Source organism: Pseudomonas sp. RHF3.3-3, from assembly GCF_048069595.1.
GTDB lineage: Bacteria > Pseudomonadota > Gammaproteobacteria > Pseudomonadales > Pseudomonadaceae > Aquipseudomonas > Aquipseudomonas fuscovaginae_B.
This window is the reverse complement of the sequence record NZ_CP182250.1, coordinates 4617273-4643029: the sequence shown is the minus strand read 5'-3', so window position 1 is coordinate 4643029 and position 25757 is coordinate 4617273. Positions and strand designations below refer to the sequence as shown.

Sequence of the window (25757 nt, the reverse complement as noted above, 5' to 3'; positions counted from 1 at the left end):
ATGGCGGGATGCTGCCGGCACAAACAAGAAACCGCCTACTCGCCCCAGGGGCCAGTAGACGGTTTAGAAGCCCCCGCTAGGCAGGGGCAGGGTGGAATCAGTACTCCGACGGCAAGAGCAGCGTGGTGCAGCTTCTGTCCGCTTCAGTGATGATCCAGAGCTTGTCTTCTCCTGCGGCGTCTATCTTGTACGCGGACAACAAACGTAGACCGTGCTCCAGAGCCTGTTTGTTGCTTTGTTTGTCCTCATCGTCCAGATCTCCCCAATCACCTACCAGGTGGCGACTGAGGTAGACCGATGGGTCCAGCAGTTTTTGTTTCACTAAGGCATGCACACCTTTTGATTGCACGAAGCGGCCTGGTTGGAAAAATATCCCAGGTATAGGTTGTTCAGGATCAAAAACCTCATCCCTGAGCATGATCTTCAAGCCTCTGGGCTCACCCTGTTTGCGCACCACGACAACACGCAGTTGCAACCAGTGATCTTCGAGCGGATCACCCGTGGTGACCACACAAGGCACCTCAATATCATAGAACTCCTGAACCTCGGGTGAGGTGCATAGAGCAAGGGCCTCCAGCGCCATATAGATCGTGTCATTCCTGCGCTCAAGCATCTGCGCCGATGTGGCATGGCCTTCCAGGTTCATGGCTTGCCAAGCGTTATCGGAGATAACGATAGGCCATTTGATTAGCTGAGCCTGTTGCTCGGTTGGTTCTTCAAACATCATGGAGCTCTCCGGAATATCCCATCGCGCAGAGACACCTCGCCCTTGCGGGGAGTGTTCCCCGCATGGGTCGTTTCAGATCAGCGCTTTAGCAGCGCCGTTTTACGCAGACATGCCTTCCCAAGGGACGGTATGCCTGTGTGTGAGTAAGGCGCCCATGTGAGCGCCTTGGTTGAATGAACGATCAGACCGCTTGTTCAGCGTCTGTCGTGGGAGGTAAAGCACAAGCCCCAGAGGGCCCTGGGTTATCAGGAGGATCGCTTGGATCCGTTGGTTCAGCGTTTTCAGCTTGTGTCGATGACTCCGAGCCAGCTTCTGCTTTCTTGTCCGGCGCGGTGTAGATCATCTCGCCATTAATGATCATGTTTTTGATCGAAATCAGGTCTGCCCTGATACTCGATCCAAGCTGTCCCTCTTTATCACCTGTTGGGTAGATGAAGGGCATGACCCAAAGATTACTAAGGACGAACCGCACGAAGACGGTTTCTCCCGTATTGATAGGTCGAGCGCACAGCTTGATGATCTCCTTGGCTGCGTTACCAGTCACCCGGCAATCGAAGTAGGTGTAACTGTGGTCTCCTTCGGGACCTTGTATCGCGGCAATCTTCACCACCAGATAGGGCGTCTTGTTGGGTGGTGAGATGGTACGGACATTGTTGAGGTAGCCAATGCCGTGTATGTAGTAATTGAAGTATCTCTTTTCTTCTATGTTGCTTTCACTCATGTGCTTCTCCTTACTCAATACGATAAAGGGGAAGCACTTGCCCCAAAGGGGAAGTGACTTCCCCCATGGGTTATTCAGCATGCGTTCGCTCACCAGCACGTCTGGGGAGTGACCGCATCTCTGAACGCTTCAGCGGTCTTCATTCGATCCCGCGACTGGCACGGAGCAACCTCTCAGATCGTGGCTACCTAACAATGTCGCCGACAATGTCAGCTGAACACGCTTCAAGCATGGAAAAGTCGCCAGGGCCGGTCCAGTCCTCTTCTTCGACAACCGCTGTAGGAGAACTCACTTCGTAGGTCCCGGTACGAACCGCAGAAGTCAACGGCCGTTACGTCGCAAAACACGCCCAATTGCATCCCGTTTTCCCCTCGAATCGCCCGCGCCGAAAGGGTCATAACGCAAAGGGAAAAAGGGGAGAAATGGGCAAAGGGAAAGGCCCACAAGGGAAACAAAACGAAGGGTAAAAGGCCTGCCCGAAAAGGTTGCTGATCCCCCCAAAGGGAGCGCTTTCCACGACGACACACATGGACGAGACTGCATGCTCTGGCGCTGGATGCTGAGAAAAAAGGCCGCAAACCCCACCACAGACGAAGATGATGAACCACCGGCCCAATACACCACGCCTCAGTCGGCCAGCGAACTGCTCTCGACTCCGCGCCGCAAGAAACTCATGGCGCAGATCTGGCAGCTCACCTCCCTGTCGCGCCAGCAGTTCGCCGATCTCTATCAGTACCCCATCGAACGCTACGCCGAGCTGGTCCAGCAACTGCCCGCTTCGGAGAATCACCACCATGCCTACCTGGGCGGCATGCTCGACCATGGCCTGGAAATCGTGGTGTACGCCCTGAAACTGCGTCAATCGCACCTGTTGCCCGCCGGCGCTGGTGCTGAAGCCCAGGCCTCCCAGACCGAGGCCTGGACCTTGGTGATCGCTTACGCCGCGCTGCTGCACGACATGGGCAAAATCATCGTCGATGTTGAGGTGCAATTGTCCAACGGCACCTGGTGGCATCCCTGGAAAGGCCCCCTCAACAAACCCTATCGCTTCAAGTACGTCAAAGGCCGGGAGTACAAGCTCCATGGCGCCGCTGCGGGCATTTTGTTGACCCGTATCCTGCCCGAATCAACCCTCGACTGGCTGATCACCTACCGTGAGCCCTGGACTGCGCTGCTCTATGTCCTGGCCGGACAATACGAGCACGCCGGCATTCTGGGTGAACTGGTCGTGCAGGCTGATCAGGCCTCGGTCGCCAAGGAGCTGGGCGGCGACCCCTCCAAAGCCCTGGCCGCCCCGAAATCATCCCTGCAGCGTCGACTGGTGGAGGGCCTGCGTTTTCTGGTCACCGAGCAATTGAAAATCAACCAGACACGTGCCTCCGACGGCTGGCTGACCGAGGATGCCCTCTGGCTGGTCAGCAAAACCGTCGCCGATCGGCTGCGGGCCCACTTGCTGTCCCAAGGCACCGACGGTGTTCCGTCCTCGAATGCGACGCTGTTCGACATCATGCAGGACAACTCGCTGATCCTGCCCAATGCACACGGAAAGGCGATCTGGAACGTCACGATCCAGAACGGCAAATGGAGAAAGACTCTGACCTTCTTCAAGGTCGCACCGGCGCTGATCTGGGACACCGAGCAGCGGCCGCCGGTCTTCGCAGGCTCGGTGACCATTGAGTTGGACTCTGAAGCAGGCGAGGAGGGTGTACCGCCCGCTTCAGACCTGCAACCTATCGCAGAGAACAGCGCATCCCCCCAAGATCCATCACAGAGCCGACAGCCGCCTGTCCAGGGCGCTTTTGCCCTGGAAGTACCCTCGCACCACCTCACTGATGTACCGGATTTCGACGAACCACCGTGGGCAGAGGACCTGGGTGATCCCACAGCGTTCGACCCGAGCCCCGATACCCATACCACCTGGAGCGAGGAAGAGGCTGAGGTGCACAGCACCCAGGCAGAGCCCATACCGGCATCCCGCCAGGCGCCGTCATCTGCACCCCAGCAACCTGCAAAACCGCCTCAGCCGACCAGCCCCCACCCAAAGCCCAAGGCTCATTCACTTCAGCCGACCGCAAGCGCGGATGACTTGGGCAAGGCCTTCATCAAGTGGCTGCGCCACGGCATTCTGACCAACAAGATTCCCATCAACAATGCCACGGCCAAGGTGCACAGCGTGGCCGGCACCGCCTTTCTGATCTCACCGGGCATCTTCAAACGCTACACTGACGAACACCCTGAAGTCGCCCACCTCGCCAAGTTGCAGGGCACCAACGACTGGCGCTGGCTGCAGCGCTGCTTCGACAAACTGGGTGTCCACCACAAGAGCGAAGACGGCCAGAACGTCTGGACCTGCGAAATCAAGGGCCCTCGCAAGACCCGCGACATCAAGGGCTACCTGCTCAAGGATCCGATGCTGATCTTCAGCGAGCAGCCCTATGACAATCCTTACCTGCGGGTGAAGGAATGAGATTGCACACTGGCCCCAAAGCGCCAACGGCACTGGCGCATTAAATGGTAGGGAATCAGCGTCAACGCTTTCGCCTCCTGCCGGTCCTGCTAGTGGTCAACTTGGCTACCTGGGCTATCCTGCGCCGCCCCCATGTCGCTGCCCAAGGCGATCTGCACCTGGCGGACAAACCAGGTCAGCGCAGTGGACTGGGCGCTGCGTGAATGCCAATACAGAGTGACGTCAAAGGCCGGGACATCGAAGGGCAACTCGAGCATCTTGAGCTTCCTGGGCAGCGGCATTTCACAAAAGCTCTGGGCAATCTGGTGGGGCAGGATGCCCAGCAGATCGGTGCCCGGAATCAGTCGAGGCAGTACCGAAAAATGCGGCAGACGCAGTTTGATCCAGCGCTCGATGCCGAGCAGCTGCAGCGCGTCTTCAGCCATGCCATGGCCGGAGGTGCGAGTCACCAGCACGTGCGGCTCAGCGAGAAACTGCTGCATGTTGATGGTTTCACCAATCCGTGGATGGCCTGCATCGAGCAGCAATACATAGCGCTCTTTCATCAGTACACGCGAGGCCATTCCGGTTTCGTTAAGCTTCCTGCTGCAGATGGCTGCGTCGATGTGGCCATCGTTCAGCCAGGTGCCGACCTGGTCGATTTCCAGCGGGACCACTTCCAGTTCGATGTTCGGTGCCAGGGTACTCAGGTGTTCTATCAGCCGAGGCAATAGCGCCATCTCGCCCAGGTCCGACAGCGCCAGACGGAACTGACGCCGCGAATGACCGGGTTCGAACTTGCGCGCTTCGCCTACCGCCGCGTCGATGCAGCGTGAGGCTTCCTTGAAACCGCCGTAAAGCTGTGTGGCCAGTCGCGTCGGTTGCATGCCCTGGCGGTTGCGCACGAACAACGCGTCGTCAAATTGCTCTCTGAGTTTTGCCAAGGCGTAACTGACTGACGGCTGGGTGACAAACAGACGTTGTGCTGTGGCCGTCACGCTTTGGGTTTCATAGAGGGTGATGAAGGTGGTTATCAGATTCAGATCGAAGCTGGCCATGAGCGTGCGCCTGTTCCTTTTTGTTCTCGAGTCAGGTCTGGGCCGCTTGCAGCGTGGCTGGGTCGCGCAGCGGATTTGAGCAAAGCTCACATAATCCATATTTATACATAGGCTGCAAATCATTTATTTGATCGATTTGTTTTTGCTTCTTAGAGTGAAGCCCTCACGACATACGCGGAACTCTGCCCCATGCAAACCATCCACTCGGCCGCCTATACGCTGCTACGGCGCCACGGCATAACCACAATCTTCGGCAACCCGGGCTCCAACGAACTGCCGTTTCTGAAGTCATTCCCTGAAGATTTTCAATACGTACTCGGGCTGCATGAGGGGGCGGTGGTCGGTATGGCCGACGGCTTTGCATTGGCGAGCGGCAAACCGGCTTTTGTCAATCTGCACGCCGCGGCGGGCACCGGCAATGGCATGGGCGCACTGACCAATTCATGGTATTCACACAGCCCGCTGGTGATCACCGCGGGTCAGCAAGTGCGGCCGATGATCGGTGTCGAGGCGATGCTGGCGAATGTGGATGCAGTGCAACTGCCCAAGCCGCTGGTCAAGTGGAGCTACGAACCTGCCAATGCGCAGGACGTGCCGCGTGCGCTCAGCCAGGCAATTCATTACGCCAACACCACGCCCAAGGCACCGGTATACCTTTCTATTCCCTATGATGACTGGGACGCGCCATGCGCTCCCGGTGTCGAGCATCTGTTCGAGCGCCAGGTGCAGGTCGCAGGCACGCCCGACGCGGCTCAGTTGCAGGCGCTGATCGAGCAGTTGGATCAGGCACGTAATCCGGTACTGGTGCTCGGGCCCGAGGTGGACGCCACCCTCGGCAACGCCGCCGCCGTAGCCCTGGCCGACAAACTGCACTTGCCGGTATGGATCGCGCCGTCGGCCTCGCGTTGCCCGTTTCCCACCCGTCACCCGAGCTTCCGTGGCGTGCTTCCGGCAGCTATTGCCGGGATCAGCAGGATGCTTGACGGGCATGACCTGATCGTTGTGGTCGGGGCGCCGGTATTCCGTTATCACCAGTTCGCGCCAGGCGACTACCTGCCAGTGGGGGCACGCCTGTTGCACATCACGTCCGATCCGCAGGAAGCGGCGCGTGCGCCCATGGGCGACGCCTTGATTGGTGATATCGCGGTCGCCCTGCGGGCGCTGGCCGAGGGCGTCAGGCTGCATTCGCGAGCCTATCCCGAGCCACTGCCGGTGCCACAGCAGATGGCTGACGAGCCTGGTCATCTGCGTCCGGAAACCCTGTTCGATGTGCTCGATGCCGTCGCACCGGAAGATGCCATCTACGTCAAGGAGTCGACCTCCACCACCAGCGCCTTCTGGCAGCGCATGAACCTACGCCATCCCGGCAGCTACTACTTCCCGGCTGCTGGCGGACTGGGCTTTGGATTGCCCGCAGCAGTAGGCGTACAGCTGGCCCAGCCGCAGCGGCGGGTGGTCGCGCTGATCGGTGATGGCTCTGCCAACTACGGTATCACCGCCTTGTGGACCGCTGCGCAATACCGCGTGCCAGTGGTGTTCATCATTCTTAAGAACGGCACCTACGGCGCATTGCGCTGGTTCGCAGGCGTGCTCAAGGCCGAAGACGCCCCAGGCCTGGATGTACCCGGGCTGGATTTCTGTGCCATCGCCAAGGGCTACGGCGTAAACGCCGTGCACACCGACACCCGCGAAAGCTTCGAAGCGGCATTGCGCGCCGCGCTTGATGCAAACGAGCCCACCGTCATCGAGGTACCGACCGTCACCATCGAACCCCACTGACAGCGGGAGGGGGCATTACGGCCCTCTCAATCCACAGACATAAAAACAAGAAGACATGATGATGACTCATAAATCTGCGCTGGACATTGCGGGGGCAGCGCCCCTCGGCAAGCTTCATTACACCCTGCTGTTCTGGTGTTCTTTCATCATGCTGTTCGATGGCTACGACCTGGTCATCTACGGTTCGGTGGTTCCCCGCCTGATGGAAGAATGGGCTCTGACGCCGGTGGTTGCCGGCTGGATGGGCAGTGCCGCGCTGTTCGGCATGATGTTCGGCGCGGTCGTGGTCGGCCCGCAGGCCGACCGACTCGGGCGTCGCAAGGTGATCATCGGCTCCATCGCCCTCGCAAGCCTGTGTACCTTGGGGACCGCGTTCACCTGGGATGCACCGGGCTTTGCCCTGCTGCGCTTCATCACCGGCGTAGGCCTTGGGGGGGCGATTCCCAACATCGTTGCTTTGATGAACGACCTTGCGCCGACATCGCGCCGCAGCTCCCTCACCACCATCATGCTCAGCTTCTACTCGATTGGCGCGATGGTTTCCGCGCTGGTCGCGATGTTGATCATCCCTCGCTACGGCTGGGAGGCGACCTTCCTCATCGGCGGTCTGCCGCTGCTGTGCCTGCCTTGGCTGGCGCAGCAACTACCCGAGTCGCTGCACTATCTGCTGGAAAAGGACCGTGATGCGGCGAGCCATCTGCTCACCCGTATCGTTGCGCAGGTTGATACGAGCAACGTCAGCTTCGATGCACCGCTCAGGACCTCTTCTGCGGCACCGCTTTCGCGTCTGTTCGCCGAAGGTCGTGGCGTTGGTACGGTGTTCCTCTGGCTAGGCTTCGGCATGTGCATGCTGATGGTCTACGGACTCAACACCTGGTTACCGAAAATCATGGTTGCCGGGGGCTTCGAGCTGGGCTCCAGCCTGATGTTCCTGGTTACCCTGAACATCGGCGCTACGGCCGGCGCGCTGGGCGGTGGCTGGCTGGCTGACCGCTGGGGTTGCAAGCCCACGCTGATGCTGTTCTTCCTGCTTGCCGTAGCGTCGCTGTGCATTCTGGGCATCAAGCCTGGCCCGGTGTTGCTCAACGTCATGTTGCTGATAGCAGGGGCTACCACCATCGGCACCTTGGCGGTAATCCATGCCTTTGCCGCTCAGCAGTACCCCAGCGAAATTCGCTCGACCGGCGTCAGTTGGTGCTCGGCAATTGGCCGCTTCGGTGGCGTCGCCGGTCCAACCCTGGGCGGGCTGATGCTGAGCATGAACCTGCCGCTGCAACTCAACTTCATCCTCTGTGCAGTGCCTGGAGTGATAGCGGTGTTTGCCATCGCGATGATCCGCAAACGCACTATCGCAGCGCCCGCCGCTGCAGGTCAGGCGCTGGGCCCCCAGCACTGACCTGAGATAGACGCTCGGCGCCTGGCTGGCGCCGAGCCCATCCCGGGCGAGCCTGCGCCCCACTTCAATCCCGGCAGCATTAGCCGCTCGGCCTTGAGCTGCGGATGGATCGAGCCGTTCTGAAAACAATAAAAAGGTATCGGGTAGCCGGGGAAGAAATTCTCGGGAAATGCAATCAGGCTTGCGCCTGCGCTAGCGGCCTGTTGCATCAGACCGACAGCTTTCTCGAGGGTGGCTTCGAGGTCCAGAGACTCAGGGGCCGCCTGAACGGCGGCAACCCGGTATTTGGGGTGATTGATGGGCATCGCAGGCTCCTTTGGACATGTGCAGCCTCATTCTATGGATACGACATGCCGCGCTTTTTCCCCTGCGTTGCGTAAAAGTTGCCTAGGCGTAGCAAATTCGGAATCAAGCGTTGGGACAGCTGAGGGCTTCAATTTCATAAGTGCTGTCTATGTTTTCCCTATTAATTATTTATTTGTGAGATATCCAATGAGTTCTTACAGTGTGTTTTTATTCACTCGGAGGAACAGCGATGAAGATTGCGATTGTTGGTGCAGGCGCCATGGGCGGGCTGTTTGGTGCGCGTCTGGCATTGGCAGGGCAAGATGTTTCGTTCGTTGAAGCTTCCGATCACACCATTGACGTCATCAGTCGACACGGTTTGCGCCTTGAAGCCCCCGATGTGCAGGCCACCGTGCAGGTCCCGATTGCTCGGGCAGCACAATTGTCAGGTCACTTTGATTTGCTGGTGATCTTCACCAAAGGCTTTCACACCGCAGCGGCAATCGACTCGGTGCGCCATCTGGTCGGGCCCGACACCTGGGCGCTGTCAGTACAGAATGGCCTGGGCAACGCTGAACTGATTGCCGACGTGGTGCCTGCCGAGCGCGTTATCGTTGGCATGACCAATCTGCCTGCGGACCTGGTGGCACCCGGCGTGGTTCATAGCCATGGCGAAGGCCACGTCAACCTCTGGTCCTACGGCGGCGAAGATAGCCCGATAGTCCAAAAGGTCGCTGCTGTGTTCAGTCAGGCTGGCTTACCCTGCGAGGCCGATCCGCGGGTGCAGGTAGCGATCTGGGAGAAGGTGGCCTTCAACGCAGCACTCAACTCGGTGTGTGCCGTTACTCGCCAGACGGTGGGGGCAGTTGGCCGCTGCGAGCAGGGGCGGCAAGTATTGGCCAGCCTCCTTGCGGAAACGGTGGCCGTTGCCCAAGCCAATGGGGTCGCGGTCGATAGCGAGCGAGTCAACGCCGCAGTGAACCACGCCTTACACCATCACCAGCAGCACAAGCCGTCGATGCTGCAGGACCTGGAAGCAGGGCGAAAGACCGAGATTGATTTCATCAATGGGGCAGTGGTGGCGCAAGGCAGGCGTTTGGGCGTGGCGACGCCTGTATTGCAGGCGCTGTACAACCTGGTCAAGGTCAGCGAGGGCTAAACCTCACGGCGTTGCAGACGGAACCCCTGCGCTGTGATCAATGACTCATCGAACGATGAGCGCTATTCCAATAAAGAGGTAACTCATGACTCACCTTGCCACGCAATTCCCAGTCTTCACCCAACAGTTCATTGCCGGTCAATGGCGCGACGGCCGTGACGGCAGTGTGCTGCAGGTGACCAACCCGTTCGATGGCAGCCAGTTGGCACAAATTGTCCAGGCTGATCGGGACGACCTTGACGAAGCCTATCGCAAGGCTGCCGAAGCGCAGGTGCAGTGGGCCGCCACTGGCCCCGCCGAGCGGGCCGCGGTGATGCATCGAGTGGTGCAGTTGTTCGATGAACACCGCGAAGCGATCATTGACTGGATCATTCGCGAGTCGGGCAGTACCCGGATAAAGGCGCAGATCGAATGGGGCGCGGCACGCAGCATTACCCTGGAGTCCGCCTCGTTTCCGGCCCGGGTTCAGGGGCGCCTGTTGCCGTCCAACGTGCCTGGCAAGGAAAACCGCGTATACCGTGAGGCCCTGGGCGTAGTGGGGGTGATCAGCCCATGGAACTTCCCGCTGCACTTGTCACAGCGCTCCGTGGCGCCTGCCTTGGCCTTGGGGAACGCTGTCGTGATCAAGCCTGCCAGCGATACGCCAGTCACCGGCGGCTTGCTCCTGGCCAGTCTGTACGAAGCGGCCGGTCTACCGGCGGGGCTGATCAGCGTCGTAGTCGGCGCCGGGTCGAAAATTGGTAATGCTTTCGTCGAGCATGAGGTGCCCAAGTTCATCTCCTTCACCGGCTCGACGCCCGTCGGGCTGAACATTGGCCGCCTGGCGTCGGGCGGGCAGCACCTCAAGCATGTGGCCCTGGAACTGGGTGGCAATAGCCCTTTCGTGGTCTTGGCCGATGCCGACCTGGAACAAGCGACCAGTGCTGCGGTGGTGGGCAAGTTCCTTCACCAAGGCCAGATCTGCATGGCGATCAATCGGATCATCGTCGAGGACGCGATTTACGACGAGTTTGTGTTGCGTTATGCCGAAAAGGTCAAGGCGTTGAAGGTGGGTAACCCGCATGACGCCGACACAGTGGTCGGCCCGATCATCAACCCCAGGCAGTTGCAAGGTCTGCTGGAAAAGGTGGCGCGCGCTAAACAGGAAGGCGCCCGGGTAGTGGTCGAAGGCGAGGTGCAGGGCCAGTTGCTGCCGCCCCATGTGTTCGTTGATGTAACCAGGGATATGGAGATCGCCCGTGAAGAGATCTTCGGACCACTGGTCGGTATCCAGCGCGCACGTGATGAAGCGCACGCGCTGGATTTGGCCAACGACAGCGAGTTCGGCCTATCCAGCGCCGTGTTTAGTGGCGATTTGGAGCGTGCGGTGCGTTTCGCTCGTCAGGTCAAGGCCGGCATGACCCATGTCAACGATATCCCGGTTAATGACGAGGCTCATGCACCGTTCGGAGGCGAGAAAAATTCCGGACTCGGCCGTTTCAATGGCGACTGGGCCATCGAGGAGTTCACTACCGATCATTGGGTCAGCGTGCAGGCCAGCCCACGCCGCTATCCATTCTGATGCAATCGGGAGAACGTTCATGCTCAACGGTAAAGTGCTGGTCATAACCGGAGTGGCTTCCGGCATCGGCGAAGAAACCGCGCGTACTGCGTGCGCGCAAGGCGCCCACGTCATCGGTGTGGACATCAATCGACCCAAGGTCGAAGTCGACCGCTTCATCCAGGCTGACCTGTCGTCCCAAGCCTCCATCGACAGCCTGTTGGGGCAACTCCCTGACGGCCTTGACGGTTTGGCTAACATTGCCGGGTTGCCGCCGACGCAAAGTGCCGAACTGGTGCTCAAGGTCAATCTGGTCGGCCTCAAGTATCTGACGCTTGGGATGTTGCCACGACTGGCTGACAATGCCTCCATTGTCAACTTGGCCTCGCTGGCGGGCATCGGGTGGACTCAGTCGGTCTCGGCGATCAATGAGAGTGAACACCTGAGTTTCTCTGGCGCTGCGGCGTTCTGTGCTCGCCATGGGATCGTCGGCGCGCGCAGCTATTTCTTCTCTAAGGAAGCGTTGATCGCCTGGACTCTGCAGCACCGCTGGACGTGGCGGGAGCGCGGCATTCGCATGAACGCCGTAAGCCCCGGGCCGGTGGATACCCCGATCCTCCAGGACTTCATCGAAACCCTTGGTGCCCGCGCCGAGGAAGACATGAAAACCATGGATCGGCCCGGTAAGGCCACTGATATCGCTCCGGTGGTGGCCTTTATGCTAAGCGATGGTTCGCGCTGGATGCGTGGTACCAATTTGTCGGTCGATGGCGGTATGCACTCGCATATTCTTGCCAGCAGTAATGGCTTGCGAACTCCATAGTGCAGGTATTTCGACGAAGTCCGACGTTTAGGGACTTCGTCGAACCTTGCGCGGGTACCTGCTCAAGGATCCGATGCTGATCTTCAGCGAGCAGGCCTATGACAACCCTTACCGGCAGGTGAAGGAATGAGCTTCCACACTTGCCCCCAAGCGCCAGCGGCACCTGCCTGCAACCGCTGGTCGTGCTTTCAGAGCATATTTTGAAATTTACTTGCCCGTATCTGCCTCACTGAAAGTAAGCGAGTGCCCGAATCAGGGGGCCGCTTTCATTTTCTAAGAGAGGAATAACGCCATGGCTACCCCACAGGAAAACGTACTCGACTGGCTACGCGATGCTCATGCGATGGAGCAGCAGGCCGAGAAGATGCTCAAGGCGCAATCCGAACGCCTGGAACATTACCCCCAGCTCAAGGCACGAATCGACCAGCACATCCAGGAAACCCTTGGCCAGCAGCAGCTCATTGACGAATGCCTGAGGCGCCTGGGAGGGAGTCCTTCCACTCTGAAAGATCTGGGCGGCAAGCTGATGGCTTTCGGGCAGGCGGTGGGTGGCTCACTCATGAGTGATGAGGTGATCAAGGGCGCGATGGCCGGTTATGTGTTCGAAAATATGGAAATTGCAAGTTACACGGTGCTCATAGCGGCCGCGAAGGAGGCGGGTGACGCGCTGACCCTGGCGGCGTGCGAAGAAATTCTGCCCCAGGAAATTGCCATGGCTCAATGGCTGCTGGAAAAGTTGCCCGAACTGACGCAGGCATTTCTGGAGCGTTCTGCCGATCCCGACGCACAAGCCAAACGCTAACGCTAAGCCCGGCGCCCAACTGCGATAGGGCGCCGGGCTGGACGCCTCATTCCGCTGGCATAAACGGCTGTGGGTTCTTGAGTGGCTCCTCTGGCGGCCTACAACGGCGCACAAAATTTTCCCACTGCTCAGGTTTACGCTGTTCACCACAGTGCATACAAACATACACACCCTGATCCACTCCCAGATAATAGCCTTTGCGGATATAAGGGTGGTCGCACTGGCCGCAGGTATTGTCTTGACCAGGCTGAGGACACTGGTTACTCATGCACATCACCATAAAAAAGCCCGTACTGCGTACGGGCAAGACAGGAGCGTATCAGGAGTCTGCACGGGGTAGACTCATTATTGGGATGAAAAATACTGGGAGCAGTTTATTCTTTCGCCGTAAGCTGCGACGAATGGTAATTACCGTCTTGCTCAGCGCTTTTGTTTGGATAGTTTGAAGGGCATGGTCCATTTTTTTGTTATGTGATGTTTGTACTGCGGTGAGTTCGTCATATGCTTTGGTATGGGGCCGCTTGGGCAGAGCAAGACTACTTCCTGCCGAGCCTGGAAAGTTTTAGTTTAGTTACAGCCGTTTTTACATAATCTTTGGCATTGTAGCCAACGTCAAAAGTACGGGGCGTCAGGCTTGCCTTGCTCTTCCAAAATTCGGTAGACCGCGAACCGAAACGAACTGCGCAGTCAGAACGATAGCTAGGCTCGGTACGAAATGTATCTGTATTCGCCCAGGCTGAGTTGGAGATAGGATTGGAGTGCGTATTTGCTCCCGTAACGTCGGGATTAAAGAACTCTCAGGAAGTAGAGGTCATGATAGCAACTACCTTCATCTGACGTTCGATAAGAACGGTGTTTTCAAATCATGATCGCAATAATCGAATGTTGCTCGCCGCTCGCGGAAGGGTCGTAGGGGTCGTCCGCCTCACGGTTGTCGCCGGGGCGGGACGGTATAGGGACTTGAAATCCCTCTAGGCGTGCTCGATCCCAGTGCATCACACGCCTTGTCTCACGAACAGTTTCGAGCAATAAAAGTCTCGCGGGCGAGTGTCATCAGTGCGGCCCGCTTATGCGGGAAGTCGAAATGCTTTTCAAATTCGAAGTCGTGGCGCCGAAGCAATGCAATTGTTTTAGCGTTATCTGCCCGAGGCTCCACGACAATACGATTGGTCCTCGTTTCATCTGAAAATAGGTATCGCACTATTGAGGACAGTAATACGTCAGTTCGTCCTCGGCCCAAAAAGCGCTTTTCGCCAACCAGCAAGTGAAAACCGCGGTCATAGTCCTGGGCATTGCAAAAGGGAGCGATACGATCCTCCTTTGCCCAGTATGCTTCAAGATAAGCAAAGGGTTCACTTTGAAAGCAGGCTATTATTGAATAAATGTGGGGGTCGGAGTCAATCCGGCTGAGATACTCGAAGTGATCATCAAGGCTTCCTTCCTCCTGCCAGTAATGTGCAACTCTGGGGTCGTTTTGCCATTTGTTGAAGATCTCTAGGTCATCATCAATACAAAGGCTTCGTAAGCTCAGCGTTTCATTTAGCATCGGATCGAAGTGGTGATAAAGCTCACCTGTTGGCTTAGCAGGGCGAGTAGGAGGAACGTGAGGGGGTGCAGTCATAGTCTCGTTTTTCCGTAATTGTGAAATTTGTAAATTTTCTGCTTGAGAGAATATGTAGCGATTTAAGGTTTTGTCGATTGGCGTGATTCTTGAAGCTCTTGCGGCAAGGTCGCTCGATAAATGTTCGCATTGCACAAAGAAGGCTTCCTCGTCGCGATAAAGCTTTGCTAAATGATGAAAAAGTTCGCGTAGTGCTTTATCTCTTATAGCTGGGTCTATAAATGAAATTTCTCCACCGGAGATGTTATCAGTTTTTCTGATTCTGGCTACCAAGACTTTTCTGTCATCGTGGGCTAACGTCAGGAAAGCCCCATCCTGATCGACAGTCAAAATCATTCCGTTCTGTGTTGACATTGTCGGTGTTTGGTCAGTCACGTGGGGGCTCACTCTTGATCACAAAATATTTAACCAGCGCGGGGCCGAGGTGAATCATGCGTAGGTGAAATGCTGACAGACATTACGATTTTGAAGGGAATACTAATGCAAAGAAAGGTTGGTGACCATTGGGTTGTGGAGGGGAGTTTTGGCTTGTCTTGGCGTGGGCGGCAATTGCCTCGGCAGGTCTGACAGGTTGGTTAAGATCAGCTTTCTCCCCTTCAAGCTGCTTTGGGCTGATCGCTGGCGAACCTTCGGCGGATTTTGTTCAGATTGAAATGGTCGCTATCTTCGTAAGTCAATTGGATGTCATTTCAATGCTGGATTTGGTTGTTTTTTCTTGCTAGCACCTGCTTGTTGAGTGCCTTTGATGCTTCGGTTTAGGCTGCTCAAGTGGTGTCTGTCTCCACTCCTGGAGCTGCTGTGAGAAGAGTGGACGGCCCCGGATTCATGCCGTTACCGATATGCGCTTCGGCGCCATGGGTAGGCTATCTTGGCTTGCTTAATGGTCTGCGGGCGGGACAAATACGATGGCGAGTCTGCTGAGCGTTTTCATCGACGGATGACAGTTTCTACTCTGCCAGTTTGTCACTAGGAACAAGATATCTCGACGTACGTCCTTGCATTCAGCGCTACCACTAGGGTGGCTGAGCGGGTGCAAGCATGGTGCCACCATCCGCGCAATCCGGTCGAGCCAACCTGGGAGAATTGTCGAATGCGTGTTGATTTTCCAGTGTGTCTGCGTATTATTGACGCCATCGCTAATGATACAGGGACTGTACGTGAAGCATCATCTAAATCACAGTTCATCTTGTCCTGTCCTGAAATTGGCACAATATTTGCCCCATTGGCATTTGTGTTGTGTGCTGTCTTGCCTATGTGCTTGCATTTGCCTCCCGCTGTGGCGGTATTTGATGTTTTTCGCTGGGTATGCGAAAAGGTTGATCGGTTGTAATGCCTGTAATTAGTGGGTCATCTTTGAATGGTATCCATGGCTTTTTTGGAGGGAGAGTATGGCAGAGGTTAAGGACGTTCTTCTGAAGGCGGTTCCGATACTTGCTTCTACGGATATTGCGCGTACGATAGATTTTTATCGTTCGCTGGGGTTCAAGGGGCACTATTTCGAAGACTTCTCCTACGGTATGGCTGGGTGGGGGGAGGTGGAGCTGCATTTTTGGAAGTGTGAGGACAAGCGGATTGCTGAAAGCACGTCCTGCTACATACGGGTTTCTGATATCAATGTGCTACGCGAAGCTTTGGTCCAGGTGTTGCCAGAGCTTCCAGAGGTCAAGCGCACTGCCTGGGGTACGGCGGAGCTTTATATTCTCGATCCTGACGGGAACCTTCTTAAGTTTGGCGAGTCGCTTGATGACGAGGAGCATCACGACTGAGCTGTACTGACGCCTTGGTCGTTCGCCTATTGGTGCTGTACAGGAAGTTTGTTAGAGACTTTATGGTGATCGGTCGCATGGGGGCTCCCGCGTTAGCTGCTATTGCACGTAATTAACCTTTCGGATGGCGAAGCAACTTTAATGGAATCGTTTAGTTCAAGGATGAACCCCGGTACTGGGAAGTTTGTTTCGTCTGCTGAAAAATTTCGGGTTACTCATTTGCAGGAGTCTATTTGGCTCCGAGAGCAACGGGCGCCTGGAGAATCTGCTTACAATTCACCTGTAGTTGTGCGCGTTAAGGGGTGGTTGCACTCTGATGTGCTTGCTTCGGCGCTGGATAAAGTCCTTGCGTCGAATGAAGCGCTGCGTGCCTGCTTTATCGAGAACAGTGGGCAAGTTTGGCAATATGCTGCGACGGGTCGATCTGTTCCCTTTGTTGTGGAAGATTTCTCGACGTCTAGTCGCGTGGATCGCTGGCGTAGGTTGTACGCTGCGATAAAAAATGAAGTCGACAAGCCCTTTGATTTGCAGCAAGGCGTATTGTTGCGTTGTGCTCAGTTTATATTGAGCGAAGACGAGTGCGTACTTGTGCTCGTGGTGCATCATATCGTTTCGGATGGCTGGTCGCAGGGTATACTGCTCTCTGAGCTCATCCAATACTATCGCCAGAATGCCTTGCCCACGCAGGCCAAGGTGAGTTTTTTCGAGTACGCACATGCCCGTCGGCTGGGACTCGATTCGCAACGTTCGTTCGAAGCGTCCCGCGATTATTGGCACCAGTTCATTGAGCAGCATCAATGTGCGGCGATACATTGCGATCACGTGCGGGCAATGGATCAACTGAGTGTGGGGCGCAAGCAGTTCTTTTCTCTCGATTCCGCCAGCGCCATGCGGCTCAGGGCCTTGTGCGCATCATCAGGTACATCGCCATTTATTGTGTTTTTGGCTGTGTTGGGGCTGTTGCTGGAAGAGCGCAACACGAGCACTGGCAGTTGGTGCATTCCTGTAACGGTTGGATATCGCGAAGATGCGCAGTGGTTCAATGTCATCGGCTGCTTCGTTGATCATGTGCTGGTACGGCCTCTTGCCGATGCGACGCTTCCTTTTTCTGCTTATCTGAATCGTGTCTATTCCGCTTGGCAAGCGGCCTTCGAGCACCGTGATTACCCGTTTGATCGGTTGCGGATGGAGGGGTTCGAGAAGGGCCTTTCGCTTGAACCTTCAACCGTATTCGTTTATCAGAATCTGACCCCTTTCGCTGGCCTCGATGACATTGAACTGATCCCCCTGGTATTGCCTGAGGCTCCGGCCAAGTTCGATATGACCTTTATGGTTGCCGAGCAGGTCGATACTTTTGCATTGTCGCTGGAGTACGATTCCACGCTTTACGATGAAGCGACCATCGGGGAGCTGGGCGAACGTTTCATCCATCTCTGCGAGAGATTGCTCGGCGCTTCCGATGAGCCTGTAGCGGATATCCTGCATGCAGGCGCAAGGCTAAAGCTGCCCAGCGTAGCCGAGGGTGAGCGTTGTGCATGGCCGGTGCAGTCCTTTGCCCAGATTTTCGATGCGACCGCTCGGCGTCAGCCCGAGAAGGCAGCGATACGCTCTGGTTCCACCGTCCTCAGTTATGGCGAGTTGAAAGCGCGTGTTGATGCTCTAGCAGCCAAGCTTGGGAGCCTGGAAGGGCAAGGCGTCAGGGTGGGGGTGCACCTGGATCGCTCGATCGAGTTGATCGTGTCGGTTCTTGCGATTCTGTCCGAAGGGCATTGCTATGTGCCTCTGCCCCCCGCGTATCCTGATGCCAGGCTTGCCCTGCAGATCGCTGATAGCGACCCTGTTGTGATATTGACCGATGCTCAAGGTCTCAAGCGTCTGAGCGGGGTTACCCCAGGTCGCCGGGCTTTCGACGTTAACCAAGTGGAAGTGGTTGAACCTCGGCAAGCCTCATTATGTCGCCGTCACGGCCCCGATGCGCCCGCATACTTGATCTATACGTCGGGAAGCACTGGTCAGCCAAAAGGCGCCTATGGGTTGGCAGATGCCTTGCTCAATCGACTCCATTGGCAATGGAGCAGCGCGCCTTACGAGCCCGATGATCGTGTCGTCCTGCGCAGCCCGCCGATGTTTGTGGACTCCTTCATCGAGATGCTTGCACCCATCCTGGGCGGTGCATGCGTAGTTGTGGCTTCCCAGGAGTCGCTGAGCGATCCCCGACAGTTCTGGCGCCTGCTCGCAACCGAGCGGATCACCCACCTGACGATTGTTCCCTCCTACTTGCAGTTGCTTCTCGATACATCAGTCTCAGGAGCGGAGCTGGCCTTAAAGCGTGTGCATTGCAGTGGCGAAGCGTTGCTAGAGTCGACTGCCCTGGCGTTTCGCAAAGTGCTTCCCGGCGTTTCGCTCATCAATTTGTACGGTTCCACCGAGGTGACTGCTGATGCCACTTGGCATGTCGTGGACGGCGGGCGCCTTTCGATTGGCAAAGCTATCAGCAATACCTCGCTCTATATTGTGGATGCCCACGGGAGGGTGGTGCCGCGGGGGACACACGGCGAGATCGCGGTCTCGGGAAGCGCGGTGGGTGGCGGTTACCATGCTGCACCAGCGCTGACTGCTGATCGGTTCTGGCCTGCACCCGAGGGCGGCAGAATGTTCCGCTCTGGCGACTATGGCTTCATGGATGAAACAGGGGCCTGTCACTATCTTGGTCGCCTCGACATGCAGATCAAGGTGCGCGGCATGCGCACCAGCGTGTTGGAGATCGAGGTGGCCATGCGGACACTGCCAGGCCTGCGGGATATTTGCGTGATCCTTGATGAGTCTGACCGTGGGGGCTTGATTGCCTTCTACTCCGCCGATATCGAGCTGTCTAAAGCACGTTTGAACGAGCACGCCCGAGCGCTCCTTCCCGCGCATGCCATTCCTACACTTTGGCTGAAAGTGGCGGATATACCACGTACCGACTCGGGCAAGGCCGTGCGTGACGGACGTGCCCTCAAAGCACTCGCGTTGCCAACCGGTGCATACGAAGACAGTGCTGACATCTCCTTGCTGGAGCGAGACGTCATGCATGTCTGGAAGGATGTACTCGGTGCTGGAATGTTGTCGATCGACGATCACTTCGATCAGGTCGGTGGCCATTCTCTTTTGGCGATTCGCCTGGTTGATACGTTAAACCTGCGGTTCGGCTGCTCGATGCGCCTCGCAGAGTTTTTCGCAGCGCCCACGGTGCGTGGCATGGCCTTGTACATCGCCGAACACACTGGTGAACAGGTCGCTGCGCGTGCCCCGTTGGTGGTTGATCCCAGGTCACGGTACGAGCCATTCCCGCTGCTGCTCATGCAACAAGCCTACCGAATAGGCCATGACGTTGAGAATCATGCTCAGATGTCGACAATCTGCGCATTCTCGATGGACTACGATTGCCTGTCGTTGCCGGACTTCGCCGAGGCGCTCAACCGTTGCATCCGTCGACATGACATGCTGCGAGCCGTACTCGTCGGTGAGGATGCGCAGCGCATTCTTAGCGAGGTACCGATTTATCAGATCGAAACCCAAGACCTGTCTCAATTGGCCGAGCAAGACTTGGCCATAAAGCTGGATCAATGTCGCGACGAGTTTTCCTGCACACGTTTCGAGCCGGGACAATGGCCATCGTTTCGCGTCGCCGCTGCATACTTAGGGGGCGAGCGCTATCGGCTGTTCTTCGCTTTCGACATGTTGTTCATTGACCTCTTCAGTGCACGGTTGTTGATGCGTGAGCTGGAGGCAAGCTACCAGCGGGACTTGGTGCAATTACCGCAGATCGCGCTGTCATTCCGTGATTATGTGATCGCGAGTCAATCTTCGCAGCAAGGCGCGACATTCGAGCTAGCCAAGGCTTACTGGCTTGAGCGCATGGAGTCGTTGGGCAAGACGCCGCAATTGCCCATGGCGCGGCGCCGCCCCAGCGATGAGACGCCGATGCGCTTCAATCGACGAGGCATGAGACTTTCTGGCGTTCAATGGCGGGCTCTGCAGGCGCGTGCCGCGCAATCAGGAGTCTCGGTTACCAGTGTCCTGCTGGGTGCCTATGCCTCGACCATTGAGGCGTGGTGCGCCAGTGAGGCATTCTCGCTGGTTCTGACGCTTTTTGATCGTCAGTTGCTGCACTGCGACATCGACAAGGTGGTCGGCGATTTCACATCCTCATTGGTTTTCAGCTGCGAATCCTGCGCAAACGAAGTGGCATCTCAAACCTTCGTTCGTGTGCAATCGCAATTACGGGAGGTGCTCGAGAATCGAGCCTTCTGTGGTGTTCAGGTTCAGCGTGAGCTGACTCGACGCAATGGCGGCGAACGAATCGCCCTGCCCGTGGTATTCACCAGCGCGTTGGGGTTGCCTGAAGCGATGAGTGAGCAGACGAGTCGACTTTCTGGGCGCCTTGTCCATAGTGTCACGCAAACCTCGAACGTATGGATCGATTGCCAGATCGAAGAGGCGGGTGGTGAGCTGGTCGTCAATTGGGATGCCGTCGATGAAGCGTTTCAAGCCGGCGTCGTCGAAGCGATGTTCGCTCATTACCGTTGCCTGCTTTGCGCGCTAGCGACCCAAGATGATGCCTGGATGACTAGCCTTCGTACGACACGAGATGCGGATGCCTGGCCGTCGTTCGATAACCGGCAAGTGATCAGCAGCACGCTGCCTGAACAAGTCATCAAGGCTGCCTACCTCTACTCGGATCATGCCGCGATTATCGCGGCTGATCGAACACTTAGCTACGCGCAATTGCTGGACCTGGCTCAGCGCTTGCGTGCGACGTTGGAAGCTGCAGGCATGCGGCCCGGAGATCGGGTCGGTCTGCTATTGGAAAAAGGCTGGGAAGCTGTGGTGGCTATGCTCGCCATCAACCTGGGCGGTTGCGCATATGTGCCTATCGATCGCGCCTGGCCTAAGGCACGCCGCGATACGGTCATCTCGGCAGCACGGCTTTCATTGCTGATCACCCATCCGGGCTCGACCGAGGGCTTGGGAGGGGGCTATTCGGTGGTGGTGCTCGATGACGCTGCGTTTGAATCCGCGCCGAGTTCCTGCCCCGTCGAGGCTATGCCAGACGGCATTGCCTACATCATCTTTACCTCGGGCACCACGGGAACGCCCAAAGGTGTCGTGATCGAGCATGGCGCCGTATTGAACACCATAGAGTCTGTCAACCAGTTGTTCGAGGTGACAGAACATGATCGAGTTCTTTGCGTTTCTTCACTGTGCTTTGACCTTTCCGTCTACGATATCTGGGGGCCGCTCTTCGTTGGTGGCGCCTGTGTGATGCTGACCTCTGAGGAGGGCGCACGCCCCTGGCGATGGCCAGAGCTGATCAGCAAGCATGACGTGACGGTGTGGAACTCCGTTCCGGCACTGATGGAATTGCTGATCGATAACTGCAAGGGCCGGGGCGACGCCCTGGCAAGTCTTCGCTTGGCGTTTCTTAGTGGCGACTGGATCGCTCTGACGCTGCATGCGCGGTTGAGCCAGATCGTGCCTGCTATGCAGCTCGTCTCTCTGGGGGGCGCAACCGAAGCATCGATTTGGTCAATCTACTTCCCCATCGACGCCATTGACCCGCAGTGGGTCAGTATTCCTTACGGTCGCGCCTTGCCCGGTCAGAGCATGTATGTGCTCGATGTGCTGCTTCAACCCTGTCCGGTGTGGGTGGCGGGTGAAATCTACATCGGTGGCGCGGGGCTGGCGCGTGGCTATTGGGAATCCCCACAGAAAACAGCCGCTCAGTTCATTTGCCATCCTGTCACGGGCGAGCGTCTATATCGGACAGGTGACATCGGCTGTTACATGCAAGATGGCAATATTCGCTTCATGGGGCGCCAGGATGGACAGGTCAAGCTCAATGGTTTGCGAATCGAACTCGGAGAGGTGGAGGGGGTACTTCAGGCGCACCCGATGGTAAAGAGCGCTGTTGCCATCCTCAACCATGCTCGACAACTGAATGCTTATGTCGTACTGACACCTGACATCGGTGTGACCGATGAAGTCCGGCTTCGACGCTCATTGTTCGATCATGCACAGGCACACCTTCCGGGCTATATGGTGCCTGCTGCCTTGCAGATATTGACGGCCTTGCCGATGGGCGCCAACGGCAAGGTCGACCGTGCGATGCTCCAGAGTGAAGCTCTGCCTGAACACAAACTCGAACGAGAGCGGGGCTCGAGCGATGTCATCGTGGAGCCAGTCGTTGCCGAGTTGTGGCAGGTCATGCTTGGTGTCATGCACCCCCAAAAACAAGAGAACTTTTTCAGCAGCGGTGGCGACTCGCTCGTCGCCACCCGATTCGTCGCCAAGCTCAACTCGATCTTCGACCTGGATCTGACTGCCCGGGCGATTTATGATCACCCCACCCTGCAGGCAATTGCCGAACACGTTGAGCGTTGCCGAGACATGAGCGGGGGAGCGGTTGCGCCTCTGCCGATGGCCATCGCCGCCGAGGCTGCCGAGCAGTTCCTGCCGTTCCCGTTGACGGATATCCAGCGCTCGTATCATGTTGGGCGTCGTGATGATATGACGCTGGGCGCGGTTGCCGCCCATTCCTATATCGAGATCGATTATCGTGGGTTGGAACTGGCGCGTTTCGAGGAGGCTCTGAATCGCACCGTCGAACGGCACGGTATGTTGAGATGCGTGTTCAAAGATGGCGAGCAACGCATTTTGGAGCGTGTACCGCGTTATTGCATAGCCGTGGATGACGTGCGTGCCCATTCGCTCCAAGTCCAGGCGCAGCGCCTAGAAGCCAACCGCCGGAGACAATCGCTGGCGGCGAAAGATCCAGCTCAATGGCCGCTGTTCTCGATCACCGCGACTCGTCATGCTGACGACGTAGTACGCCTGCATATCAGCCTGGATATCATCATCGCGGATGCATGGAGTACCAACCTCATTGCGCGTGATCTTCTCGCGTTCTATCGAGAAAACGAAAGCACGCTGCCGAGATTGGATTTCTCCTTCCGTGATTACGTCAACTACATGGCATCGTTGCGCCATTCGCTGCACTATGTGCGCATGCGTGACTACTGGCAGGAAAGGCTCGACAGCTTGCCGCCGCCACCGGCCTTGCCGGTCCGACGCGTTGGCGACGAAAGCGCCGCTGCCCGATTCACGCGTTACACTCAGGTCATTGAGTCACAGCAGTGGGCGCGTTTGAAGATGCGATCCCTCGAATGTGGTGCGACGCCGTCGTCAATGTTGTTGACCGTCTTCGGTCGGGTGTTGCGCTTGGCTTGCGACAACGCATCGTTTGTCATCAATGTCACCCACTTCAATCGTCCTCCTATTCATCCTGATATCAACGATATCGTGGGCGATTTCGCTTCGACATTCTTGCTCGAATACCGGTGTAACGATGGAGAGCCTCTGGATGCATCGATTGGCGCTCTGTGCCGGCAAGTTCTTTCGGATCTCGATAATAGCCAGTACAGCGGTGTGCAAGTGCTTCAGGACCTGTCGAAGCGGCGGGGGCGTGTGGCCTTGGCGCCGGTTGTATTTACCAGCGCCCTGGTACTTCCGGTAAACAGTGGGGCCTCGTTGACGCTTGAAAATGTTCAGGGCGAAGTGGCCTATGCGCTGACGCAGACGCCTCAGGTTTGGCTCGACCATCAGGTGTACCAGGAGCATGGTAATCTGCTGTTGGCCTGGGACGTGCGCGATGACGTGCTGGATCAACCATTGGTGCAGGCGCTTTTCAATCTTTATGTCGCTGCGCTTGAGCGCTTGAGCGACAATCCGATGGCCTGGCGTGCCTCTGAGCTCGAAGTGCCAGAAACCTTGATCGCCGCTTGTCATGATCACTTGGCACGTATCCGCGCAGAACAGGATCCTCTCGATGCCATGGTGGCGTGCCTGCAGGCTCATCCTCGTGTTGCTGAAGCGTGGCAGCAGTCGCCTGGGCAAGGTCTTGCGCCTACGGTAGGCGTGCGCTTGGCACCCTTGGCATTGGAGCTTTGGGCCAAAGGTGCGCTGGACATGCCAACGAGTCCGCTTTCGTGGGTTGATCGTCTGGAGCAAAAACGCCAATGGATGATCGGGGCCAGGAGTACCGAGATCAGTTGTTCGCTACCTGAGCGTGATGACGCATCGAGGACTCAAGTATTGGGGCGTCGCAGCTATCGCACGTTCTGGGGTGCTGCCTTGCAAGATGCCCAGATCATGGAGTGGCTGGAGTCCGCGCGCGCGAGCCCGGTCCTGGCGCTGCGCTCACGGCGCATCGAGTCGAGCGATGTGTTGAGGTGGATCGGCAGCTTGACGGCTGTGGAGAGTATTGCGCTGCCGTTGCCCAAATACCCTTATCCCTCCGCCGGGAGCTGCTACGCGGTACATGCCTATCTGGCCGTAACGGATGGCTATGGGCTGGCGGCTGGATGGTACGCCCTCGACCCGATTGCCCGTAGCCTTACGCGCTGTGTGGACCCTGCGATGGAACGTGGGTTGCCAAGTGAAGGTGTTCATCTGCTGTTGGCCGCCGACCTTGAGCGTATTGCGTCGCTTTATGGTGAGAAGTCGCAGGCGTTCGCCCAGTTTGAGGCGGGAGCAATGCTTGCTGTGCTTGAGCAGGCTGCTAATCGGCATGGATTGCGTATCTGTGAGCAGATGCTTGATAGCACGGTGGCCGTTTCGGGCCTGACGTCGCTGGCCACGGTTACACTGCTTGCGGGTGACGCGCCTGGGCAAGGGCTGATGGCGATGGCGGAACCTGTTCGTACTCGCATCTATCGGCGTGATGGCGCGCATTTGAAGATTGTTGGTCGCGAGGGCGCGGAGCTGCTCAGCGAGCAGATTCTCAGTGGGCCTAATCCAATACTCGACGGACTCATCGGGGACGCAAGTCAATGCCTGCTCGAGCTGTACGTCGAGGGCAATTTCATCGATGAAGATGCTCAGCGCCGGGCACGGCTGGCAATCGGCGGCTATGCGCAGCGGCTGATGATGCAATCGGGGCATCGTAATCTTGGCATGTGTATGCTCGGTTTCACCCCTGGTGGCATGGTCGATCCGAGCGGGGCGGGGGTCCGCTGCGCGGTGCTGGCCGGCGCGCTCGACCCGCGTCAGCAAGAGATTCCACAGGGCGACACGAAAGCTGAGTATGAACTGGCTTCGACGTCACTGGCGATGTATGCGTCTGAGCTGCTTACGCATGTGCCTGCTGCGATTCTCATCGAGCGTGGCGAACGTCCGGTGATCACTGACGAGGCACATGACTACGACATGGCGGCGAGTGCCAGCGAGCCTGAGGATCTGGTCGACCAGGCTATCCGCATGATCTGGTGCGAGGTGCTGCGTGTGCCCCAGGTGTCGCTCGACTCCAATTTCTTCCGCATTGGCGGAACATCGATCGATGCTTTGGGCATTCTGGGGCGCTTGCACGAACTCTATTTCATCGAGCTGCGACTGCATGACGTCATGGCGGAACCGACCGTGGGGGCGATGATCCGACTTGTGCGCAGCGATAACCGCTGGGTGGAAACCATTCACGAAGTTCATGCGATGCTCAATGAGTTGAATGAAGACTCCGGCCATCTGCATGCTGTCATAGATATCGAGGCGCCAGCGATACGGCGCTGAAGCAACATTCACTCACTGAGTATCAACG

General features: G+C 57.3%; 14 protein-coding genes. 9 read left to right on the top strand and 5 right to left on the bottom strand.

The genetic code is table 11. The features are described 5' to 3' along the window. Positions 1-97: 97 nt before the first annotated feature. Both ACMGT0_RS20210 and ACMGT0_RS20205 read right to left on the bottom strand, forming a co-directional pair. Positions 98-727 (bottom strand): hypothetical protein, encoded by a 630-nt coding sequence (locus ACMGT0_RS20210; protein ID WP_241494371.1) that lies wholly within the window; start codon positions 725-727, stop codon positions 98-100. A gap of 181 nt (positions 728-908) precedes the next feature. Beyond that, positions 909-1448: a DUF3577 domain-containing protein gene (locus ACMGT0_RS20205; protein ID WP_054063157.1), complete on the bottom strand. Its 540-nt coding sequence runs from the start codon at positions 1446-1448 to the stop codon at positions 909-911. A 541-nt stretch (positions 1449-1989) separates the two neighbouring features. Here ACMGT0_RS20205 and mobH point away from each other — a divergent pair. Further along, a complete protein-coding gene (gene mobH / locus ACMGT0_RS20200; protein WP_416769491.1) occupies positions 1990-3915 on the top strand; it encodes a MobH family relaxase in 1926 nt (641 codons plus the stop codon). Between the two features lie 89 nt (positions 3916-4004). On the opposite strand, the gene ACMGT0_RS20195 is transcribed toward mobH, so the two are convergent. Further along, positions 4005-4952: a LysR family transcriptional regulator gene (locus ACMGT0_RS20195; RefSeq protein ID WP_416769489.1), complete on the bottom strand. Its 948-nt coding sequence runs from the start codon at positions 4950-4952 to the stop codon at positions 4005-4007. Positions 4953-5141: 189 nt separating this feature from the next. Between ACMGT0_RS20195 and mdlC the strand changes: the two genes are divergently transcribed. Next, positions 5142-6731, top strand: coding sequence for a benzoylformate decarboxylase (gene mdlC / locus ACMGT0_RS20190; protein ID WP_416769487.1), 1590 nt, complete (start codon positions 5142-5144; stop codon positions 6729-6731). A gap of 61 nt (positions 6732-6792) precedes the next feature. Then, positions 6793-8127 (top strand): MFS transporter, encoded by a 1335-nt coding sequence (locus ACMGT0_RS20185; RefSeq protein ID WP_416773519.1) that lies wholly within the window; start codon positions 6793-6795, stop codon positions 8125-8127. On the opposite strand, the gene ACMGT0_RS20180 is transcribed toward ACMGT0_RS20185, so the two are convergent. After that, on the bottom strand, positions 8103-8432 hold the full coding sequence (locus ACMGT0_RS20180) for a nitrilase-related carbon-nitrogen hydrolase (RefSeq protein WP_416769485.1): 330 nt from the start codon (positions 8430-8432) through the stop codon (positions 8103-8105). The two genes, ACMGT0_RS20185 and ACMGT0_RS20180, sit on opposite strands and share 25 nt — an antisense overlap. A gap of 230 nt (positions 8433-8662) precedes the next feature. Between ACMGT0_RS20180 and ACMGT0_RS20175 the strand changes: the two genes are divergently transcribed. From ACMGT0_RS20175 to ACMGT0_RS20160, 4 genes are all read left to right on the top strand, one after another. Next, positions 8663-9571 (top strand): ketopantoate reductase family protein, encoded by a 909-nt coding sequence (locus ACMGT0_RS20175; RefSeq protein WP_416769483.1) that lies wholly within the window; start codon positions 8663-8665, stop codon positions 9569-9571. 85 nt (positions 9572-9656) lie between these two features. Beyond that, positions 9657-11132 (top strand): aldehyde dehydrogenase family protein, encoded by a 1476-nt coding sequence (locus ACMGT0_RS20170; protein ID WP_054059703.1) that lies wholly within the window; start codon positions 9657-9659, stop codon positions 11130-11132. 19 nt (positions 11133-11151) lie between these two features. Next, a complete protein-coding gene (locus ACMGT0_RS20165) occupies positions 11152-11934 on the top strand; it encodes a coniferyl-alcohol dehydrogenase (RefSeq protein ID WP_416769481.1) in 783 nt (260 codons plus the stop codon). 292 nt (positions 11935-12226) lie between these two features. Continuing rightward, complete coding sequence (locus tag ACMGT0_RS20160) at positions 12227-12736, top strand: ferritin-like domain-containing protein (RefSeq protein ID WP_054063155.1); 510 nt, start codon at positions 12227-12229, stop codon at positions 12734-12736. A gap of 1009 nt (positions 12737-13745) precedes the next feature. Here ACMGT0_RS20160 and ACMGT0_RS20155 read toward each other — a convergent pair. Then, positions 13746-14732, bottom strand: coding sequence for a GNAT family N-acetyltransferase (locus ACMGT0_RS20155; protein ID WP_416769479.1), 987 nt, complete (start codon positions 14730-14732; stop codon positions 13746-13748). Between the two features lie 1013 nt (positions 14733-15745). Here ACMGT0_RS20155 and ACMGT0_RS20150 point away from each other — a divergent pair. After that, positions 15746-16123 carry a bleomycin resistance protein gene (locus ACMGT0_RS20150; RefSeq protein ID WP_054063153.1) on the top strand — a complete coding sequence of 126 codons (378 nt, stop codon included), beginning with the start codon at positions 15746-15748 and terminating at the stop codon, positions 16121-16123. Between the two features lie 141 nt (positions 16124-16264). Then, positions 16265-25729 (top strand): amino acid adenylation domain-containing protein, encoded by a 9465-nt coding sequence (locus ACMGT0_RS20145; RefSeq protein ID WP_416769476.1) that lies wholly within the window; start codon positions 16265-16267, stop codon positions 25727-25729. The last annotated feature ends 28 nt before the right edge of the window (positions 25730-25757 follow it).

Excerpts from the sequence above, each read along its gene's own strand:
- ACMGT0_RS20210 (WP_241494371.1), bottom strand. The coding sequence starts at position 727 with ATGATGTTTGAAGAACCAACCGAGCAACAGGCTCAGCTAATCAAATGG.
- ACMGT0_RS20205 (WP_054063157.1), bottom strand. The coding sequence starts at position 1,448 with ATGAGTGAAAGCAACATAGAAGAAAAGAGATACTTCAATTACTACATA.
- mobH (WP_416769491.1), top strand. The coding sequence starts at position 1,990 with ATGCTCTGGCGCTGGATGCTGAGAAAAAAGGCCGCAAACCCCACCACA.
- ACMGT0_RS20195 (WP_416769489.1), bottom strand. The coding sequence starts at position 4,952 with ATGGCCAGCTTCGATCTGAATCTGATAACCACCTTCATCACCCTCTAT.
- mdlC (WP_416769487.1), top strand. The coding sequence starts at position 5,142 with ATGCAAACCATCCACTCGGCCGCCTATACGCTGCTACGGCGCCACGGC.
- ACMGT0_RS20185 (WP_416773519.1), top strand. The coding sequence starts at position 6,793 with ATGACTCATAAATCTGCGCTGGACATTGCGGGGGCAGCGCCCCTCGGC.
- ACMGT0_RS20180 (WP_416769485.1), bottom strand. The coding sequence starts at position 8,432 with ATGCCCATCAATCACCCCAAATACCGGGTTGCCGCCGTTCAGGCGGCC.
- ACMGT0_RS20175 (WP_416769483.1), top strand. The coding sequence starts at position 8,663 with ATGAAGATTGCGATTGTTGGTGCAGGCGCCATGGGCGGGCTGTTTGGT.
- ACMGT0_RS20170 (WP_054059703.1), top strand. The coding sequence starts at position 9,657 with ATGACTCACCTTGCCACGCAATTCCCAGTCTTCACCCAACAGTTCATT.
- ACMGT0_RS20165 (WP_416769481.1), top strand. The coding sequence starts at position 11,152 with ATGCTCAACGGTAAAGTGCTGGTCATAACCGGAGTGGCTTCCGGCATC.
- ACMGT0_RS20160 (WP_054063155.1), top strand. The coding sequence starts at position 12,227 with ATGGCTACCCCACAGGAAAACGTACTCGACTGGCTACGCGATGCTCAT.
- ACMGT0_RS20150 (WP_054063153.1), top strand. The coding sequence starts at position 15,746 with ATGGCAGAGGTTAAGGACGTTCTTCTGAAGGCGGTTCCGATACTTGCT.
- ACMGT0_RS20145 (WP_416769476.1), top strand. The coding sequence starts at position 16,265 with ATGGAATCGTTTAGTTCAAGGATGAACCCCGGTACTGGGAAGTTTGTT.